Origin of the sequence: Paenibacillus larvae subsp. larvae (genome assembly GCF_002003265.1) — a bacterium.
Lineage (GTDB): Bacteria > Bacillota > Bacilli > Paenibacillales > NBRC-103111 > Paenibacillus_H > Paenibacillus_H larvae.
Window position 1 is genome coordinate 2,251,391 of the sequence record NZ_CP019687.1, and the last position, 19,844, is coordinate 2,271,234.

The window sequence follows — 19,844 nt, forward strand, 5'->3', positions numbered from 1 at the left end:
TCATAAAACTGATTGGCAATCCATCCATTGTTTCATACAATGTTTTTCGTAATATCATCTCCTTTAATTAATAATTTTTCTTGAATCAAACTCATAACTTAAAATTATGAATTTAACTATATAAGTTGAACGAAAGAAAATAGCAATCAAAGTCGCACGCACAGCCGGTCAATAATGGCATGAGGATGCTTCATGATTTCATCCATAAATTGCCCGACACGCAGACGGATTTCGGAAACGGCCGAATAGAATACGTTATTGATCACACTGGACTTGAGCCATTTCCAGAGTCCTTCTACGATATTTAACTGAGGGCTGTATGGAGGCAAGTACACAAGCTCAAGCCGATTTTTTTGCGCTTCCAGAAACGGCCGAAGCAGCTTTGCATGATGAATCCGGGCATTGTCCAAAACCAGAGCCAGTTTCCCTGTTGGATAAGTCGCCATGACCTTTTGAAGAAAGGAAAGAAACGTTTCAGCGGTGTACTGTTCATCTTCTTGCCAAACGATGTGTCCCGTTTCATAGTCAACCGTGGCCAGCAGTTTGACCCCACGATGCTTGCCCGTGGTTGGAATGATGCGTTGCTTCCCGCGAAGGAACCAGGTCTTCTGAATCGCCTGGTAGTCCCGGATCATCGACTCATCCTCGAACAGCAAGTGATCAATCTCCTCGTTCAGTAGCTTTTTTTCAGTTCAGGAAAGGTCGTTTCGGTGAAATGGCGTTGTTTCTTGGGATCTGCTGCTGCGAGCGTGTAGGTCGGTTTCGTATAGCTGAGCCCTAGCCGCTCCATGACCTTGGAAATGCCTCGGAGCGAATAGCAATGGCCCCAGTCGCGTTCCACGTACGTGGCAATCAGTTCAAGCGTCCAGTTGTGCTTTGCCGTAAAGCCGACCTCATGGGGAACCGAATAGGCGACGGTTTGTTTCAAGCGATCCTGCTGCTGCTTCGTCAACCGAGTAGGAGCACCTGAGGAATGCTTGATTTGCAAGGCTCCCAGTCCACCGTTCTCGTACGTATGAATGTAACTGCTCACCGTCATTCGGTTTCGATTCAAAATGTCAGCGATCGCCTTCATGGATGTGCCTTTCAAATGCAAATAGATCGCTTGGTAGCGTTCATACATTCGGCGCTCTTTGGTTTGTTGCATGGCTGCCGTTACTTTTGCCAGTTCGGTATGTTTATCCATTGTCATCCCCACTTGTCTATTCTTGATCTGTTTCTTATTCGACAAATGGTTCCTTTTTCCTTGCCAAGGTTTGCTAAGAATATTGATTCAACTTATATAGAAAATAATTTAAAAAATAAATAATTCCTCTCCCTTCTAATAAAAACTTACTGCTTACATCATGATGCTATCATAAAATAGTTATTATTTTTTATAACAATAGGAATAACCTGTTACAATTAAAGGGCATAAAAAAATGACTCCGGTAGTCCGAAGTCGTCTTCTCTTCAAAAAACATATAAATAAAATATTATAGAATAAGCCCGTAACTTAAGTCCGGCTTTTTTCCCTATAAAGCAAATAGATAAAATAAGGAACTCCCATAATGGCTATTATGACACCGACCGGAAGTTCGGCCGGAGCAAAGGCCATTCTGCCGATATAATCGGATATCATGACCAAGAGTGCCCCGATACCCCCGCATACGGGAATGATCCGCCTATGAACATTACCAACAAGACGTCTTGCGATATGAGGAGCCATCAATCCGATAAAGCCTATACCTCCTGATACAGATACACATGCACTTACTATGCCGATACTGCTTAACAAGAGGATCGCTTTTTCTTTTTCCGTAGCTACTCCCAAGCTTCTGATACTGTCTTCATCCAATTGAAACAGGTCCAAAATATAAGACTTCATGGCTATGACAGGAATAAGAATCACAAGCCATGGCAGAATGGAACTAATATATTTCCAATTGGCATTGTAAATGCTGCCTGACGTCCATACTGCCGCCATCTCAAAGTCTTTGGCATTCATTTTCAGGGTCAAAAACAGGGAAACCGCCCCCAAACCTGAAGCTATGGCAATCCCGGTCAGCAGAAGCCTTTGTGGTTCAAGCCTGCCATCTTTCCATGAAAAAAGGTAGATCAAAAAGGATGCGGTCAGCCCCCCACCAATCCAAACAAAGGCATCACCAAAATGGACATCCAGTCACTGCCTCTAATCTGGCCCTGGTAGAAGAACAAAAAAATGACTATAGCCGTACCTGCACCGGCATTAATCCCTAGAATGCCCGGGTCGGCCAATGCATTTCTTGTTATACTTTGAATCACGGCTCCGGCAATGCCAAGCCCTACTCCGACAAATGCTGCAATGATGATTCGGGGCAGCCGAAACTCAAAAATAAGCAAATCCTGATCCGGCTTTGGATCAATACGCAGCAAAGTTCGTATAACATCCCCCAGAGAAATGTCAAAAACGCCATTGGTTAGACTTACATACATTGTAATAAGAGCAATGGCAACCCCTACGATCAGTACCGTAATGTAACGGCTTTTCGGAACGTTATTCATGTTTCCCTCCTCCTTTCACCCTTATCAGATAGAGAAAGAAAGGGACTCCAATGATCGCAGTAACAACACCAATCGGCATTTCATACGGATAATTGAGGAAACGGCTCAATACATCGCAAAGTGCAAGAAAAATTCCCCCAAGGACACCTGCACAAGGAATAATCTTTTTGTAATCCATACCGGCCAAAAACCTGGAGATATGGGGAATGATAAGTCCTACAAAGCCGATCTTTCCTGCCAATGCTACAGATATGCCTGTAAGAATCACGACGCTCAAGGTAGACAAAAGCTTGATGATCATCGTTTTTTGCCCCAGGCTCACAGCAACTTCTTCCCCAAGTGAAAGAATCGTAATGGATTTGGAAATCCAGATGGCTATTGCAATGCCGATTACGGCAAAAGGGATTGCCAGTTTGATCAGTGCCGGGTCCATCTGATGCAGCCGGGCATTATACCAAAAACTTACATTTTGGGAAATCTGAAAATACATGGCTAACGCTGCCGAAAGACTGCTAAGAAACGTGCCTATAATTGTGCCTAAAATCGCCATTCGTACGGGTGAAAACCCTCCGGGAAGAAGGCAAGCAAGACCAAATACAATGACAATGCTAAGAGCTGAACCGATAAAGGAATACAGGATCAACCCCATAGAAGTAGAGTTGGGCATCATGATCATGCAGATGGTAACGGCAAAAGCAGAGCCGTCCGAAACCCCCATAATAGAAGGGGATGCAAGATAATTTCTTGTCATCCCCTGCATGATAGCTCCCGAAATTGCCAGGAGAGCTCCAATCAGCAAAGCTCCGACTGCTCTCGGCAACCGGGACTGCATGATGATTTGATGATTCACATTACCCGGATCAAAATGGAATAGAGCATCCCAAACCGTGCTCATCTCTATCTGTTTGGCACCGTAAACGACCGATAACCATATTGCGAGCACAATAAAAATCGGTGAACTCCATAAAATCAGGGTATATGCAGGAATCTTTACTCTGATCATACCCTACTCACTTTGCTTGAACGATTTTGCTTTTTTTGATCGCTTCGAGGAAAGAAATTTTACTATAAGCCGTTCCGCCCTGAGCAATTGGATCTACCAGATTGAAAAACACATTTTCATTTTTAACGGCATTGATGCTTTTGAAAATAGGGTTGTTTTGTAAATCTTCGAGTGCTTTAGGCTTATCCTTATTCTCATCTTCCGCAAACTGAATGAAGAGATAGTCCGGGTTCATTTCCGACAATTTTTCCAGCGATATCAATTGCTGGGCTTTCGCTTCTTTCACTTCTTCCGGAACTTGCGCTCCTAAATCTGCATATAGGGAAGGATTGAAAAAAACTTCCTGTGGATAAATGTAGATGTTTCCTGTCCTAACCCTTATAGCCAGAACCTTTTTATCCTTAAAAACAAGTCCAATCTTCTCTTTCGTCTCTTTCAAATCATCTTTATACGATTGCAGTGCTTTTTTCGCTTCCTCCTGTTTTCCTGTAAGCTCCGCAAGCAGGTTCAGGTTCGCTTCCCAATCTGTTGACTTGTGGGATACGGGAATGGTTGTACCCACTTTCTTGAACTTTTCTATGGATTCTGCGGGGAATTTGGTACTGGCCAGAATAACATCCGGTTTAAGTTTCAGCATGCTCTCCACACTCGGCTGCATTTTTTCCCCGATTGCTTCCACACCTTCCGTAACCTTGGAAAACATGGACGGGAATTTACCGCCGACAGTTGTTGCTCCAACCGGTTTAACGCCAAGAACCAGCGCATCCTCCATGGATTCCAGTGATCCTGCAAAAATAATCCGGTCCGCTTTCCCCGGAAGACTGTACTCTGTATTCAAATAGCTGATTTTATCCAGCTTTTTAGCAGCACTTGCCGGACTCGCAGATGGGCTGCTTGCCGGTTTAGCCTCCTCCTTACTTCCGCAAGCGGCTAATCCCAACATCATGACAGACGCTAACAATAGCGCCCCTACCTTCTTCTTCATTTCTTTGAACCCCTTTCTAAAGACCGCAATTGATAATCATTCTCAGTAAAATTATAAACTACGTCCCTTTCATTCGAACATGGACAATTTCCAGAATCAATTTGGATGATCTCCATATACAAGCCTAAGCAGATCATCCACCATGCGTTCACAGGCATAAGCGGAATATTCCCGCCATGGATCAGAAGAAATAGGGTACACATGATTCCTTCTCACTGCTTTCAAATCCTGCCACAGCGGAGATGTTTGCAGTAATTGCCAATAACCCAAGGATTCCGGCTCCTGACAAACATTTACTAGAATCCGGTCTGCATCAAATTCCGTTAATTGATCTGCTGTAATAATCTGGCTGTATGTATCGGAACCGCTCCGGACGATATTCAGCTGCAAATCCCCATGCAGCACCTCTTTCATCCCCCGGACAGGACAAAGATAACAATTTTGCTTATATATGCTCATGACGAGAAGTCTTTCGCCCCCTAATTCCCTGCTCAAATGTTCCCGGGCGCACTTCACTTTCTGGTCATAGCACTGCAGCCAGGAGTCCGCTTCCTGCGAAACTCCCAGAAATGTTGCCGTAATTCTTAATTGTTCGCGCCAGTCTTTTTCTTTCCAGGAAATAAAAAAAACAGGCGCGATTTGCTCCAACTTTTCTTTCTCGTCAGGGTGCAGATTATCCCTGCTGCATATGATCAAATCCGGACTGGCACTCATAAGTGCTTCGATGTTAGATTCCCAATCCTGGTTAAACCGGTAGGCACTAAGGTGCACAGGAATATCAGTACGGTACATTTTGTAATAGTAAGCTGACCATTTCGGATGAAGCGGAGCGGCAAAAGGAATGATGTTAAGTGCAAGCAGCTGGCCGAGAATGGGAGCGGAATAAGCTGCGATTTTCCGGCGGCGGTTTTTCATATAGGCACTTGGCGACATACCAACCTCTTTTTTGAATTTACGGCTAAAATAAAACTCGTCGTTGTATCCGACCTGGTGGGCAATATCACGCAACCGGGCATCCGAACGTACCATTAACTTCTTGGCACTGTTGACCCTTACTTCCGTTACGTAATCCATCGCGCTTTTACCATACGTCTTTTTGAAAAGGTCGACAAAATACTTCGGACTAACCTCGGCCATATGGGCCAGCTGCTCAATCGTCAGGTTCTCGTTATAATGGTTATCCATATAAGATCTGGTGCGGTCCAGTGCAGTTCGCGAGTCAGAGTCAGGCTGGAGACGGAAATTTTTCATTATCCAATACAGCAGTTCCTGAAATGCGGACTGCGCCCGAAACCGTTCCAATGTTTGTTCACTAGAGCAGCAGAAGTACAGCGACTCACACAAAATTGCCATCTGAGTCTCCGAATATATTGGAAACTCCCCCTTCAGCGGAAATGTATCGCCCTTCCCGGCCAATCCCGAATCCCGGCATACGTCAAATCTTATGACATATAGATCTAACCCGCCTGTTTCTTCCGAAGATACGCCGATGGTTTGTCCGGGCAAAGCGATATGTACGGCATCTTGCCTTAAGCGATATTCATGAAGACCTATATTCAGACGGCCCTCACCGTTTCTGGCTATAATCAAGACATGCGATTCAATGAGCTGCTGTTCCATCCGGCCATCGCGCCTTAATTCAACATGACGGAGTTTGAGCCACAAGTCGTCCAGAGCAACATGGACATGCAGGGCTTCTAAAGGTGTATGATGCAAGATGGCATCCCCTTTCTCTCTATGCAAAAGGTTTATGATAATGATTATCATTATCGTACAAAAAATTAGCATAGTATGCAAATAAAGAACATCTATGCAGCCTAATTTCTTGAAAAAATTTTAATTAATGAAGCAATACCAACGCCAATAGATCCTCCAAATATAATTTTTTCCAGAGGATTTAATGGCTTGACAAAAAATTGAAAGTATATAAATATGGGCAAACACAATACAGTCAATACTATATAAGTTGAATCAATATTCTTAGCAAACCTTGGCAAGGAAAAAGGAACCATTTGTCGAATAAGAAACAGATCAAGAATAGACAAGTGGGGATGACAATGGATAAACATACCGAACTGGCAAAAGTAACGGCAGCCATGCAACAAACCAAAGAGCGCCGAATGTATGAACGCTACCAAGCGATCTATTTGCATTTGAAAGGCACATCCATGAAGGCGATCGCTGACATTTTGAATCGAAACCGAATGACGGTGAGCAGTTACATTCATACGTACGAGAACGGTGGACTGGGAGCCTTGCAAATCAAGCATTCCTCAGGTGCTCCTACTCGGTTGACGAAGCAGCAGCAGGATCGCTTGAAACAAACCGTCGCCTATTCGGTTCCCCATGAGGTCGGCTTTACGGCAAAGCACAACTGGACGCTTGAACTGATTGCCACGTACGTGGAACGCGACTGGGGCCATTGCTATTCGCTCCGAGGCATTTCCAAGGTCATGGAGCGGCTAGGGCTCAGCTATACGAAACCGACCTACACGCTCGCAGCAGCAGATCCCAAGAAACAACGCCATTTCACCGAAACGACCTTTCCTGAACTGAAAAAAAGCTACTGAACGAGGAGATTGATCACTTGCTGTTCGAGGATGAGTCGATGATCCGGGACTACCAGGCGATTCAGAAGACCTGGTTCCTTCGCGGGAAGCAACGCATCATTCCAACCACGGGCAAGCATCGTGGGGTCAAACTGCTGGCCACGGTTGACTATGAAACGGGACACATCGTTTGGCAAGAAGATGAACAGTACACCGCTGAAACGTTTCTTTCCTTTCTTCAAAAGGTCATGGCGACTTATCCAACAGGGAAACTGGCTCTGGTTTTGGACAATGCCCGGATTCATCATGCAAAGCTGCTTCGGCCGTTTCCGAAATCCGTCTGCGTGTCGGGCAATTTATGGATGAAATCATGAAGCATCCTCATGCCATTATTGACCGGCTGTGCGTGCGACTTTGATTGCTATTTTCTTTCGTTCAACTTATATAGATAAAATCGTTTATTCATTATGATCACGTCCTTTTCTCCTTTAAACCATCAGCTGTTAAATAATATACCCTGTTGGAAAGATCCTTCTCCAGACTTTGTAGATGACTAACAAAAATCACGGATTTATCTCCCTTCTCGCTGTATTGACGCAATAGATCAATCATATGTTCTTGTGATTCCTGGTCAAGAGCTGATAAAGGTTCATCTAAAAGAAAGATTTCCGTTTCTCTTGCATACATGCCTATAAAAAATAGTTTATGTTTCATTCCCAGGGAATAGCTGGCAACCGGTTGATCCAACGAATCAATCATGTTAAATTTTTCGGCTAATAAATTTATATTTTTCCAATATGCACGTTTATCTTCAATCTCCCACATGAACATAATGATTTTAAGATTTTCTCTTCCTGTTAATAGATCGTATAAGTAGGGGGTATCGGAAATATAAGCAATTCTTCTTTTGTATGATTTCATATCTTCTACCCTAGCCCCATTAAATAAGAGGGAAGTGTCCGTAATTATAAGACCAGATAAAATCTTTAGCAATGTGGACTTCCCTGCTCCATTTCGGCCCTTTATACATACCCGTTCTCCCGGGTAAACGCAAAATGATACATGCTCCAAAACTGGAATAGGTTGATGATGATATGAAAAACACAGATCATTGATTTCGATTTTAGGATACATAACCTATTACTCCTGTCACGTTAGTAAGAATAGCAACCAGAGCAACAATTCCACAAAAAAATAAGCAAAACCCTTTATTTAACCCGACATATTTATAAAGTCCGTAATAAAATACTCGAATCGCCATAATAGTAATAATCAAACTGCAAATTAAAGAACTAAACATAACAACTGGATTATATGAATTCGCGCTTATAATGATGGAATACGTTTTTATCGGAAGTATCTCTCGCTTGAAAATTAAACAGATCAATGAAATTATTATGGCATATATAAAAGAAACAACCTTCTCCATCTGACAAGCATTTGACCCATCATGATTCAATCCACACCCGGTTATCAATCTCTTTCAAACCTTTTGCTGTTATTTTTTTGGAGATTTGAAAAAAAATAAGACTTGATAAGGTAAAATAACCAGTAATAAAAAGTGGGAGAAAGCTAGCAGCCCAACTTGGTATAATGAATGCGCCGAAATATAAAATAATCATTATAGGCACAATAATAAATCTCCTTGGAGCAGTATCAACAAGTGTACGCAGCTCCAGCTCCTCTTTCGTTTTACCAATCTCTTGAATGCTCTTAAAGTTAAATTTAGATATAAAGGGAGAAGAATATAGTTCAAAAAAAGGCAATATCCAATAGGAAATAATGATTATGACCAGAATTAAACTGCAAGATGCCGAAAAGCCCCAAATTATACATAAGATGCAAACAATAATGAGCATGACCAAGGTTGGAATTATCATTATAATCCTCATCAGCTTCATTTTGGCATCAAATAATAATCGGCTGGAATTTCCCGATAATCTTATAAGATCTATATTTCTCCCTTCGGAACTTAATAAAAACAAAAACGGATATTCTGATCTAATAGCGGAAGCATGGTTAGCCACAGCCAACATTGTAAAGATACAAATAATAGAGATAATAAAACCCTCCGTATGTAAAGCTTGCCCTAACCCTAGTGTAATTCCTGAATAAAAAAATATTTCTATTTCTGCGACTGCAAGCGAAAAAAAACCGGATGATACGTGCTGCCTATTTCTTCCTAACAACGTAATTTCTTTTTCTAACATACAGTCACATCTATAAACAAGCTTATTGATTTGCTTGAGCCAAGTGATATAGTAATGCAAAAAATCTTTATGTTCTGTAAGTTTAAACTTATTGTATTTGTATGGGAATAGACTCATGATCATGAAAATGACAACGAAACAACCCGCACATAAAGCAAACAGGTTTAACAAGTTAGGATGATGGAACTGCTCATGCAGATAAATATGAGGCAAATTTTTATGATATATGATATGTAAAAGTTGCTGAATAACTTGATTCCATTCAACCGATATCAAGTGGATCATACGGTTCCAAATTTCTTCGCTGGTCAAGGCTTGCAGTGATGTGATGTTTGTTCTAAATGCACGAATATACGGTATGATTTGTCCAACAGCAAGAAATCCGATACCCAAACAAATAACACAAACAATTAGATAGACAAACAATCGGATCCAACTTATAGGCCTGCATATTTTATAGATGATGTAATTTCCAAGAAGGCGGTTGCTGATCAAGAACAAACCAAATGAAATAATGGCCAATAAAATACAACCTAATAAAGCTTCTATAAATGCCAGTTCATGAATGAATGCAATCAAACCTAACAAGGTTGTATATAGACCTATATTGTTCATTATGGACCAGATAAATTCCTCTGCTGCAAGTAAACCAAATATGTATGTTTCACTTTTAGAAGAAGCTAATAAAAATTCTTCATAAACAGGCACATGCGTTCTTTTCCAAGCGAACATGCCAACTATAGCAGGGTAAATCAAAAAAAATAATAGAATTGAAGCACTCCAATAAAAAGAGTACTGCTCCTTGTATATATAATTCCATATTACCCATAACGATAGAAACGAAAATGAAATTTTAATAAATAAAAAAAGGATATAAACTTTTGTTCTGCTCCATTAATTTAAGAATTTCAATGTATAAGTAAATAAAAGTGAAAATTGTCCCCTTATTCTAATCTTCAGATGCAGTAATAAGAGTTCGTTGAAATCTGACAAGAAGTTCATTCGTACTTGTCCCCCTAAGGAGTCTGTCCGATGGCTTATTTTAAAGGTTACGCTATCGGACAGACTTTCTAACTCGTCATAAGGAATAATGAAAGCAACAATTTCATTACCAAGCAGTAAATGCTCTCGCGCCCATTTCTCCGTACTTCTTCTTCAAGACCGCTTTAAGCTATTCTTTGCCGGCAGCTGCAAGCAAGGAAGCGCCGCCTGTTCCGATTGCGGCAAGAATCATCGCTCCCGTAATTAGCCAATCTGCCGCCTCCATAATTTGCTACTGTTGTTGCAACAGCGACAGGAACACCGAATTCTTTTACCATGTCTGCTACTGGAAGCATACTTAACATCGTGAAATACAAACCTAAGCATGCCACACTGCCAATTAGTAATAACAAGAGTTGAGTAAATTTGCTTTTGAAAATTAGATTTGTCATGGTCCGCAACCCGCCTTTCATTATTTAAATAAATTGGTATAATTAAATATATTTAGTATATATACCCAAATATAGCTTGTCAATTTATTTTTTTGATAGAACAAAAAAACTCCGCTCTTGTCATGGTACGTATTCTGATTTAAGGCAACAGAGCCGCTTAGAAGATTCAATGTAGCAAAATCATTCACCATCCCCATTTCTCCGAAAAGGATTCGTCTACCAAAGATTAGGTTACGCCTTCCCCAAATCGCGAACAAAGTCGAATTGATTGCCAGCGTCGGTATCCGGGGTATAACGGGCATTGCTCAAATTTTGTTCAGGATCTTTCGTGATGCAGGGAAATCTTCAATACTGACCAGGGAATTGAATCCGCAGGGTCCGTGGGAGAATTATATCGTATCTTTTCAAGCGATAGATTTTAACGTGAAAGCCGGTACCCATATCTATACTTTAACTGCGGAAAACAAAGTAAACGGAACTAGGGCCGACATAGTAGGTCCGATATCATTCAGCGGATTAGCCGTTAAAACAAAAAAATAAATCTGAGTCTAAAAGGCTTGTCCTTCTTTGCAGGGCAGGCTTTTTTGTTCTGCCCGCTTCCGTTTATAGTCGTCTGTTTCGCTAACGGATACGAAGTCCGGGACAACTATTTTCCATAAAAAAAATAAAAAGAGCCTCCATTTGGAAGCTCTGAGTTTGTCAAGAAAACTGCTTTACGCAGAATTCTGCAAAGGCACATGGCCATTATGATAGGATTTCCCCCAGTATGAGACCTTTCTTTCGGAAGCTCTTTTTTAAATCAGCAGGGTAATGGTAAGCAAATCAAACAAAGCCAGAGGCAGAATCACATTACTATAGTAAGCTCCGGGCCCATAGAAAAATCCTCTTTCCATATATCCGTCCGGGTATCCCTGGGAAACACTCAAGTAAACATGTTTTTTGTCTACTTTTACGATCATTCCTTCATAAACAATCCCATCCATGGTTTGGATTCGGACCAGCCTGTCGATACATTGATGACAGATCTTGTAAAGCCGCTCCCTGCAAATTTTGATGTATTCGACTACCTTCGCTTCGGCCTCGTATACAACCTGTTTCTGTTTAACAGGATACTCCATCTCTTCTCTCATACCTTTCGTACGTGGATTCCATGTATTTTATGCCGGAATCCACGTATGGGTGCATATCTATCAGATTTTCACCCAAGGAAAGCTTTCCCTTTTTCAATGCAGCAATTGCTTCAATTGTTTTAACTGTTTGATATGTCTTCTGTCTTCATTCAAAACCCAACGAACCAACTCCAGACTCCGCTCGTCAAGGTCACCACGAACCAGTTTTTCTGTCGATTCTATGCCTTTTTCCTCACCTTTGAGGGCAGCCTGAAGCACTTCTTCTGTTTTTTGGTCGCCTTTTATTTTTTGAAACCATTCACTTATGGTTCCTGCCAAGCCTACCCCGTCAACCGCAACGCCTCCAAGATTTTGAATCTGCTCTGCAATCTTTAAGGCATGCTGTTTATGATCCTGTTGAATCGTTTGCAGACCCTTTTTAATTTTAGGATCTTCTACTTGTTCAATATACCGTTCATAGGCATGAACCGCCATATAGTTTCCTTCAAGGAATTCGTTCAATGTAATTACAACCGTCTCCTGCTGCATGATATACACTCCTTTTTTGAGTAGCTTCCCCTTCTGCCATCAAAATATGCTTTAACGCCCGATTTTAAAAAAAACAGTTATATCAATGCGGTTTTGGTGATTGGTTTTGGACTGCTTTCTGCTATACTAATAAACATGAAAATAAAAAGTTACAAATCGGTTAAATTTGCATCCTTTTAAGAAGCCCGCACGTATAAGAATTGTTGTGACTAGAGGAAAGGGAGTATCGCTTTTGGACAAGATGAAAGATATGTTTAATTTCGCTGTAGCCAAGAAGCTTCTGGCCATCTTATTTTTGATTTTACTTTTTTACATGCTGTCGGATATGCTTAATATCCTGCTGTTCACTTTTATTTTTTCATTTTTGTTTTACACTATTTGTTCCTTGCTTCTCAAGCTGACACACAAGTGGGTTCGTATCCCGGAAAAACTTATGATTCTTCTGGTTTATGGGGCTTTCGGGGTATTTGTCGGGGTGGCCAGCTACATGTATGTTCCCGTACTGGCTAAACAAATTGTCAGCATCGTAAATATTATTGTAAATTTCAATCCCAGCGATTATAAAGATGCCTTTCATCCAAAGGTATTTGAGATGATCCAAAGGGTGGATATCGGGTCGTATTTATCATCAGCCGGAAACTATGCGGTTAATACGACTAAAAATATCGGGGGATTTCTCCTCAGCATATTCCTCTCTCTCATTCTCAGCTTCTTTTTCTCCTGGGAACGCCGCGGGATCGTCAAGTTTCTGCAGCGTTTCGAGACAAGTAAAGTAGGTTTTATTTACGAATACTACAAACAGTTCGGACGCAATTTCGTAAACAGTTTCGGCAAAGTTATGCAAGTTCAGATTCTAATTTCTTTTATTAACTCCATTTTATCCGTGATCATGCTGTATTTTATGGGTTTTCCGCAGATTCTCGGACTTGGCATCATAATTTTCGCATTGGGATTAGTCCCAGTTGCCGGAGTAATTGTATCTTTAATTCCGCTCAGTATTATTGCCTTCCAGATAGGCGGATGGATTCACATTGTATATGTACTGGTTATGATTACCATCCTTCATGCATTCGAGAGTTATGTGCTCAATCCGAAGCTGATGTCTGTCAAAATGAAGCTGCCCGTTTTCTTCACTTTCGCTGTTCTTATCTTGTTTGAACGTTTAATTGGAGTGTGGGGCCTTCTGATCGGAATTCCACTGTTTATGTTTTTCCTCGATCTTGTCGGAGCCAATGAACCTGCTCCTAACAAGAAAAAATCTTAAAGAATTGTCTTGTTTCCTTTGTTAACAAAAAGGGTCTGTCCCAAAAGTCATTGGATGGCGGAAGAGGGATAGGCTCTTTTCTCAAGACCGTAAAACAAAAGAAAACCGTCCTTTAGTAAAATGGTTACGATCCGCCATTTACGAAAGGAACGGTTTTCTTTGTATAATCAACGGAGGGATTGTAGGGTGTTTGAGACACTTGACCAAGCTCAAATTGAAATCTTTAAATCTATTAGGACCTTGATTTATTTATTGCGGTGTTAATCGGTTCGGTGCAACCTTTTTTTTAGCAGGCACGTCAAAATGGGTAGTTATATTAAAAATCTTAAGGAGGGAGTCATTTGAAACGATGGATTGTTTCCATCGGCATGGCAATCCTGTTGTTTGTCGGAGCCGGTCAGGCCAATGCGGAGGCCACCGTCAACGTGGTAGTCGATGGATCACCTATGTCTTTATCTAAACCTGCAGTCACCGTAAATGGTTATACCATCATTCCAATGAAGGACATTTTTGAGAAATTGGGAGCCAGCGTGTTCTGGGATGGTGATCATGAAATTGTAACTGCCCGGAAGGAAGAAACCAATGTTCAACTGAAAATAGGGTCCCCAGTTGCACAAGTTAATGGGATCTCTTACCTGCTTCCTGTTGAGGCTCAAATTTTTGAAGGCAGGACCATGGTCCCACTACGCTTTGTCAGTCAAGTACTCGGATGCGGCATTTCTTGGGACGGGGACACGTTTACGGCGTATGTTGATACCAAATCCATGCCGGACGAAAACCAGAAGCTCGATCAGGCCGCCATTGATGCCCTTGTTCCAAAACTCGGTACGGAAAGTATCGTTGGGCGTGAACCCAACAATATCGGCTTAACCGACAAAGAAGCCATGATGTCCATCCTTCTTCCGGATGAAATAGCCAGGAAAGAATGGGAATCCTTACCAGTCCGCAGTAAAAAGTACCTTCTGTATCAGGTTGTGCAAAAAAACCGGGAACAGGTTGCAAATGTCGAACACTGCTATACGATTGTAAAATTCGAAGATACTATTTTAATTGGTGCTGATATCACAGAGAATATCAATCCGGATGAGGTCAAACTTGTAGACGGCAATATTCTGTTACCTTCGTACCGGGAACAACAGTCTGCCATCTCCCAGCCCTACAAATGGCCGACTAATCAGCCTGATCAAGATATGGATATAATATAAAGCGATAAGTCTCCATGCTCCAGGGTGGAGGCTTTTGACTACCCTTCTCTATTACCTTAAACGTATTTTTTGTTTTCCGGGTATTTTTTGATATGCTTATTAAAGAGAGATAGATATGGGAGGCAGTCATGGTTCAACAGTACACTGAAACGAAGGTCCGTTTGGAAGATAGGCAGCCTTTTAGGGCAACATTCTATTTCACAGCCAATAATACGATTTACGGATTTGAAGCCAAGGGGGAGGCTTTTGATTACTACGGTTGCAGTATTGTAGCAACAGCCATTTCTGTTCTTATTCTTAATGCGGTAAACAGCCTGCAGGAATTTACGGAGGATGCCGCCCAGATTGAAAGGGAAGACGGTTATATCAAGTGCACGCTTCCCAACCTGCAAAAAGACAAAGGGAGCCGGGAGGCTGCCGTTATCCTGCAATCATTGAATTATGGACTGAATACGCTTCAATACGCATACGGATCCAAATTCATCCAGATCAAATTCATATTCGATAAAAAACGACGCTGGACTGATCTGCTCAGTTTTTTTCACAAAAACTAGTTTTTCTTTTCGGACAAAAGCCTGCCTGGTACTCCCAAGCCAGGCTTTTGTTTGTTTTTCGCTAATCAATCGTTCATTCTCCTAACAGCTCCTGCAAGTAACTGTTCAGAAATACCCCTTTCGGATCGAGTTGTTTGTGAACGTCCGTGAACTCCTTCCATTTCGGATATATAGCTTTCAATTCCTCTGTCTTCATCGTATGAAGCTTCCCCCAATGAGGACGTCCCCCATAAGAGCGCATAATCGACTCTACACAACGAAATAAGCTTCGTAAGGCATACCTTTATACATATGGACCGCGATAAACGCGGAATCGCGACCGTATGCCGGGCTTAACCACAAATCATCCCCCTTGACATACCTGCATTCTACTGGAAAATGTACGGCAAAACGATGCTTTCTTACACAAGCTTCTACCTCCATCAATACTTGTTTCATATACTCAGCCGGAACACTATATTCCATGACTGCGGGAAGCAACAGCTTGAATATTCTCGGCCAGAAAATCCATATCAACAAAAGCAAATGGTTTGGGAATCTCCGCAAACGCCTTTCTGTATTTTTCATATAAAGACATTCTGTTCACCTTCCCGAGTCGGGTTATTCCATAATTCTGACAGAATTTTGTCCTGTTTGGAACCGCTTTCTTTTATATTTTTCCGAGTTATTTGGCTCATCCCTCAAAATATGATAAAACTTGATATAGAGAATGCCGGCAAGGGGGGAAAGCCTTAATGATTTTGCATAAAGGGGAAGTATTGTTCCGCCAGGGAGAGCTTGGTCCATTATTCCGGATTAAAAAGGGGCTTTTCAAAGTGGTGAGGATTCATGAGGATGGCAGCCAGTTTCTATTTAATTTATTATATGACGGTGAATTTATTCCGCATCACTCCCTGATCTCACCCAAAGAGTATCATGGAACCGCCATTGCTCTTGTAACCAGTGAGGTGGAACGGATTCCCAAAGATGAATGGTACGCCAGTCTGGCGAAAAATCCGGAAAGGTACCGGAATATCGCCCTTATCATGCAGGACAAGCTCAGGGTTATGCAGCAAAGAATCGATCATCTTACTGCCATTACTCCTAAGGAGCGGTTCGAATTGTTCGAGCAATGGTTCAAACGGTACGTGCCAGGCTACAAGCTGACAGATGTATTGACCCAGGAGGAGATCGGCCAATTTATCGGAATGCGCCGTGAAACGATAAACCGGGTGCTTCGCAGTCTGTACTAGACTGCGCCAGGGCACCCGGTTTATATTTTAACAATGACTGAGCTATTAAAATATTTTACATGGATACTTCTTCAAAATAACTTGGGTCATGAATCGTGATTCTTTTGCTTAGAACGGTTACAATATGATCATTTTTCAGTTGTTTTAAAACTCCGCTCACCGTCTCACGGGAAGTTCCGGAGATTTTGGAGATCTCAATGGTTGTAAGAGGACAAGAAATGACAACCTCTTCTCCTTCTTGTTCACCTAAATCATTCATTAAGTAACCGAGCGTCTGAATGACCCGATCTTGGGCATTGGGAATGCTTATATTCTGCACGCGGCTCTCCTGTGATTTTAAAATAGAGGATAGCTGCTGAATGATATATAACAACTGCTTTCGGTTGTATTTGATCATGTCCTCGAAAATGATAGTGGGAATATAATAAATATCCACATCCGTCATAGCCAAGGCTGTATAATTATAAACTTGATCTGTAAACATCCCGCCATAAGGAAAGACTGTAAATGGTTTGACGTAGTCTTCGTATATTAAATTACCGCTTTGATTCACGCGTTCCAATTTAACGAATCCATCTAACAGAAGATAAATTCGTTCTCTTGAATCACCCTCCAGAAATAAAAATTGGCCCTTTCGGTAAGTCCTCCAATAAATGAATTTTTCGAGGCTTTGTAATTTGCTTTCGGTTAAACAAGAAAACAATTCAAATTTCTTCAAGGTTTCCCCTATATTTCTTGTCATTCTGCCCACCTCTTTAGCAAAATCAATTGGCTTATACTTTAGTGTGAACCAGACTTTGTAATGATGGTGCCGGCTTTTCCCTCCAGGGCTTCGTACGCTTTATCCAATGAAGTTATGATAGATTGCCGCTCGGGGTTTGTCCCGGCGAAATGAATGGCGGCCTGTATTTTCGGAAGCATGCTTCCTGCTGCAAATTGCCCTTCCCTAATATAGGTCTCCAGTTCCTGAATTGAAGTGCGGCCAAGTTTGGACTGGTTGTCCTTATTGAAATTGATATAAACATGATCAACAGCCGTTAAAATCATCAGAATATCTGCCCCGACCAGTTCTTCCAGTTTTTGAGCGGCAAAATCTTTGTCAATTACCGCCTCAACACCTTGCAGGCCTTCTGCATATTCAACAACGGGAATTCCCCCGCCTCCAACGGCAATGACAATATGGCCTTCCCTGACTAATGAACTTATGATTTCTTTCTCACGGATGTTAACCGGTCTTGGCGAGGGGACTACCCGTCTCCATCCCCGCCCCGAGTCTTCTTTAAATACAGCCTCCGCATCTTTCATTAGCTGCCTGGCCTCTTCTTCCGTATAAAAAGGGCCTACCGGCTTGGTTGGATTTTTGAAAGCTTTATCCTCTTGATCTATCACTACCCGGGTAATCACGGTTGCTACCTGTTTATTTATTCGGTGTTTTTTTAGTGCTTTCTCAATCGCATTTTCCATCCAATACCCAATCATTCCTTGACTCATGGCACCACAAGTATCCAAAGGCATGGCAGGTGTCGCTGTACTGTCTGCTATCTTCTGCTGTAACAAAAGCGTACCTACTTGCGGGCCGTTTCCATGGGTAATCACAATATCCGCATCGTTCTCCAAAATTTTCACAAGCTGTTCGGCCGTTCTTTCCAGGGCCTCTTGCTGCGCTTGAGCGGAACCATCCCCGGATTGAATAGCATTTCCTCCCAAGGCCACTACTATTTTTCTTCTTGTCATTTCCTTTCCCTCCACATTAAAAAGTCATATTACCCGTCACCAAACCAAAAACCGCGAAAAGTGCCAATGCTACAATTACTGTGGACAAAGCTTTCTCACCCTTGGTAAACACGTGTTCCGTGCCGGATTCCTTTTGAACCTTATAAAAGATAAAAATGCCTGGTGCATACAAGGTCATGGTCAGCAGTAAATAATCCAATCCTGCAGCCAGGACTAACCAAAACCCGTAGATGCTTGCCACCAAACCGATAACCATATTTTTTGTCCGGTCCTGATGCCGGGATTGCCGGCTATACTTGAATTGATAAAATGCTGAAAAGGCATATGGAATCAAAATAGCGGACGATGCAAGAGAGAAGGCAAAGTGGTATGCCTGTTCCGAAACGATAAAGGTTAGCAGAAAAATTTGAATGAGCCCGTTCGTCAGCCACAAAGAGTTTACCGGCGCCTTATTTTTGTTTTCTTTCGCAAACCATTTCGGAAATACACCGTCTTTGGCCGCCAAAAAAGGAATTTCGGATGCCAGCAAGGTCCAGCCCAGCCACGCTCCCAATACAGAGATAACCAGGCCCAGATTGATCAGAACCGCCCCCCATTTGCCGACAACACTTTCAAACAAATAGGCCATTGCCGGGTTTTTTAAACCGGCAACATCCGCCTGCTGCATGATGCCCAGGGATAACAGGGTTATGAAGATATAAATAATTAGTGTTCCAAGCAATCCAATAACCGTAGCCTTGCCAACATCACTCCGGTTTTTTGCACGGCCGGATAAAACAACAGCCCCTTCGACTCCAATAAAGACCCAGAGGGTAACAAGCATTGTAGATTTAACCTGTCCCCCTATCGCTTCCCAGGAAAAAGAACCCGCTTCTCCCCAGAACCCTTCTGTAAAAATATCTATATGAAATGCAAAGACAGCAGCTATAATAAAGACAAAGATAGGAACTAATTTAGCAATTGTTGTGACTAAATTCACAAGTGCAGCCGACTGAATCCCGCGTAAAATCAAAAGATGAACGCACCATAATAAAAGACTCGCCCCAATAATTGACGCTACATTTTGACCGCCTTCGAAAACGGGAAAAAAATAACCTAAAGACGAAAATAACAAAGTGCCATAGGCAACATTTCCAAGCCAGGCTGACAACCAGTATCCCCATGCACTGTTAAATCCGATAAAATCACCAAAGCCTGCTTTGGCGTAACTGAAAATACCGCCATCCAGATCCGGTCTTTTCATAGTTAAGTTTTGAAAGGATAGTCCTAAAGCAATCATCCCGATCCCCGTTATGATCCAGCCGATTATAATGGCTCCTGCTCCCGCTCCTTTAGCCATATCACTCGCCAGGTTAAATGCACCCCCCCCTATCATGGAACCCACGACAAGGGCAATTAAAGAAAAAAGGCCTAATTTCTTCTCTTCCCCCATAACGTTCACCTCTCCTTTTTGGCTGTATTGGCCTGCTCCGTTTGCCGGGAAAATCAGAACAA

Annotated in this window: 17 protein-coding genes and 3 pseudogenes; 7 read left to right on the forward strand and 13 right to left on the reverse strand. The window is 42.0% G+C overall.

Annotation, left to right across the window (positions count from 1 at the left end):
* Positions 1-146: 146 nt before the first annotated feature.
* The 5 genes and pseudogenes from BXP28_RS11660 to BXP28_RS11680 all read right to left on the reverse strand — a co-directional run bounded on the left by BXP28_RS11660 (position 147) and on the right by BXP28_RS11680 (position 6,227).
* Positions 147-1,192, reverse strand: a protein-coding gene (locus BXP28_RS11660; RefSeq protein ID WP_096761125.1) for an IS630 family transposase whose coding sequence is annotated in 2 segments (ribosomal slippage) — positions 147-686 and positions 689-1,192 — 1,044 coding nt in all. Because the reading frame shifts where the segments join, the coding sequence is not laid out codon by codon here.
* Positions 1,193-1,495: 303 nt separating this feature from the next.
* Positions 1,496-2,523 (reverse strand): annotated as a pseudogene (locus tag BXP28_RS11665) (FecCD family ABC transporter permease).
* Complete coding sequence (locus BXP28_RS11670; RefSeq protein ID WP_023485550.1) at positions 2,516-3,526, reverse strand: FecCD family ABC transporter permease; 1,011 nt, start codon at positions 3,524-3,526, stop codon at positions 2,516-2,518. The pseudogene BXP28_RS11665 and the gene BXP28_RS11670 overlap by 8 nt, the downstream one beginning before the upstream one ends.
* A 7-nt stretch (positions 3,527-3,533) precedes the next feature.
* The gene (locus tag BXP28_RS11675) at positions 3,534-4,511 is read right to left on the reverse strand and encodes an ABC transporter substrate-binding protein (RefSeq protein ID WP_023485551.1); all 978 of its coding nucleotides are present in this window, start codon (positions 4,509-4,511) and stop codon (positions 3,534-3,536) included.
* Between the two features lie 96 nt (positions 4,512-4,607).
* On the reverse strand, positions 4,608-6,227 hold the full coding sequence (locus BXP28_RS11680; protein WP_235430756.1) for an AraC family transcriptional regulator: 1,620 nt from the start codon (positions 6,225-6,227) through the stop codon (positions 4,608-4,610).
* Between the two features lie 341 nt (positions 6,228-6,568).
* Between BXP28_RS11680 and BXP28_RS22785 the strand changes: the two genes are divergently transcribed.
* Together BXP28_RS22785 and BXP28_RS22790 are read left to right on the forward strand one after the other, a co-directional pair.
* Positions 6,569-7,081 (forward strand): helix-turn-helix domain-containing protein, encoded by a 513-nt coding sequence (locus tag BXP28_RS22785; protein ID WP_023484369.1) that lies wholly within the window; start codon positions 6,569-6,571, stop codon positions 7,079-7,081.
* Positions 7,082-7,098: 17 nt separating this feature from the next.
* Positions 7,099-7,434, forward strand: a complete 336-nt coding sequence (locus tag BXP28_RS22790; protein WP_096761175.1) for a transposase — start codon at positions 7,099-7,101, stop codon at positions 7,432-7,434.
* A gap of 97 nt (positions 7,435-7,531) precedes the next feature.
* Here the strand turns inward: BXP28_RS22790 and BXP28_RS11690 are convergent, their stop codons facing one another.
* Entirely contained in the window at positions 7,532-8,194 is a 663-nt protein-coding gene (locus BXP28_RS11690; RefSeq protein ID WP_023482947.1) for an ATP-binding cassette domain-containing protein, read from the reverse strand.
* A 314-nt stretch (positions 8,195-8,508) separates the two neighbouring features.
* Entirely contained in the window at positions 8,509-9,978 is a 1,470-nt protein-coding gene (locus BXP28_RS11695; RefSeq protein WP_036655066.1) for a hypothetical protein, read from the reverse strand.
* An 863-nt stretch (positions 9,979-10,841) separates the two neighbouring features.
* Between BXP28_RS11695 and BXP28_RS25580 the strand changes: the two are divergent.
* A pseudogene (locus BXP28_RS25580) lies at positions 10,842-11,243 on the forward strand (exosporium protein C); the annotation flags it as partial.
* 254 nt (positions 11,244-11,497) lie between these two features.
* On the opposite strand, the gene BXP28_RS11705 reads toward BXP28_RS25580, so the two are convergent.
* The gene (locus BXP28_RS11705; protein WP_036655069.1) at positions 11,498-11,821 is read right to left on the reverse strand and encodes a hypothetical protein; all 324 of its coding nucleotides are present in this window, start codon (positions 11,819-11,821) and stop codon (positions 11,498-11,500) included.
* A 105-nt stretch (positions 11,822-11,926) separates the two neighbouring features.
* Entirely contained in the window at positions 11,927-12,361 is a 435-nt protein-coding gene (locus tag BXP28_RS11710) for a DUF2383 domain-containing protein (RefSeq protein WP_023482950.1), read from the reverse strand.
* Positions 12,362-12,602: 241 nt separating this feature from the next.
* On the opposite strand from BXP28_RS11710, the gene BXP28_RS11715 reads away from it, so the two are divergent.
* The 3 genes from BXP28_RS11715 to BXP28_RS11725 all read left to right on the forward strand — a co-directional run bounded on the left by BXP28_RS11715 (position 12,603) and on the right by BXP28_RS11725 (position 15,384).
* Positions 12,603-13,625 (forward strand): AI-2E family transporter, encoded by a 1,023-nt coding sequence (locus BXP28_RS11715; RefSeq protein WP_257125696.1) that lies wholly within the window; start codon positions 12,603-12,605, stop codon positions 13,623-13,625.
* A 341-nt stretch (positions 13,626-13,966) separates the two neighbouring features.
* On the forward strand, positions 13,967-14,830 hold the full coding sequence (locus BXP28_RS11720; RefSeq protein WP_023482952.1) for a copper amine oxidase N-terminal domain-containing protein: 864 nt from the start codon (positions 13,967-13,969) through the stop codon (positions 14,828-14,830).
* 128 nt (positions 14,831-14,958) lie between these two features.
* Positions 14,959-15,384: a ribosomal-processing cysteine protease Prp gene (locus BXP28_RS11725; protein WP_023482953.1), complete on the forward strand. Its 426-nt coding sequence runs from the start codon at positions 14,959-14,961 to the stop codon at positions 15,382-15,384.
* 73 nt (positions 15,385-15,457) lie between these two features.
* On the opposite strand, the pseudogene BXP28_RS11730 reads toward BXP28_RS11725, so the two are convergent.
* Positions 15,458-15,849, reverse strand: a pseudogene (locus BXP28_RS11730) (D-arabinono-1,4-lactone oxidase); the annotation flags it as partial.
* A gap of 269 nt (positions 15,850-16,118) precedes the next feature.
* Between BXP28_RS11730 and BXP28_RS11735 the strand changes: the two are divergent.
* Positions 16,119-16,616: a Crp/Fnr family transcriptional regulator gene (locus BXP28_RS11735; RefSeq protein WP_023482955.1), complete on the forward strand. Its 498-nt coding sequence runs from the start codon at positions 16,119-16,121 to the stop codon at positions 16,614-16,616.
* A gap of 55 nt (positions 16,617-16,671) precedes the next feature.
* Here the strand turns inward: BXP28_RS11735 and BXP28_RS11740 are convergent, their stop codons facing one another.
* Genes BXP28_RS11740 through arcD form a run of 3 tightly spaced genes read right to left on the reverse strand, consistent with a single transcriptional unit; the run spans position 16,672 to position 19,782 of the window.
* Positions 16,672-17,358: a Crp/Fnr family transcriptional regulator gene (locus BXP28_RS11740; RefSeq protein WP_036655076.1), complete on the reverse strand. Its 687-nt coding sequence runs from the start codon at positions 17,356-17,358 to the stop codon at positions 16,672-16,674.
* A gap of 38 nt (positions 17,359-17,396) precedes the next feature.
* Positions 17,397-18,350: a carbamate kinase gene (gene arcC, locus BXP28_RS11745; RefSeq protein WP_036655078.1), complete on the reverse strand. Its 954-nt coding sequence runs from the start codon at positions 18,348-18,350 to the stop codon at positions 17,397-17,399.
* 16 nt (positions 18,351-18,366) lie between these two features.
* The gene (gene arcD, locus BXP28_RS11750) at positions 18,367-19,782 is read right to left on the reverse strand and encodes an arginine-ornithine antiporter (RefSeq protein ID WP_023482958.1); all 1,416 of its coding nucleotides are present in this window, start codon (positions 19,780-19,782) and stop codon (positions 18,367-18,369) included.
* Positions 19,783-19,844 lie beyond the last annotated feature (62 nt).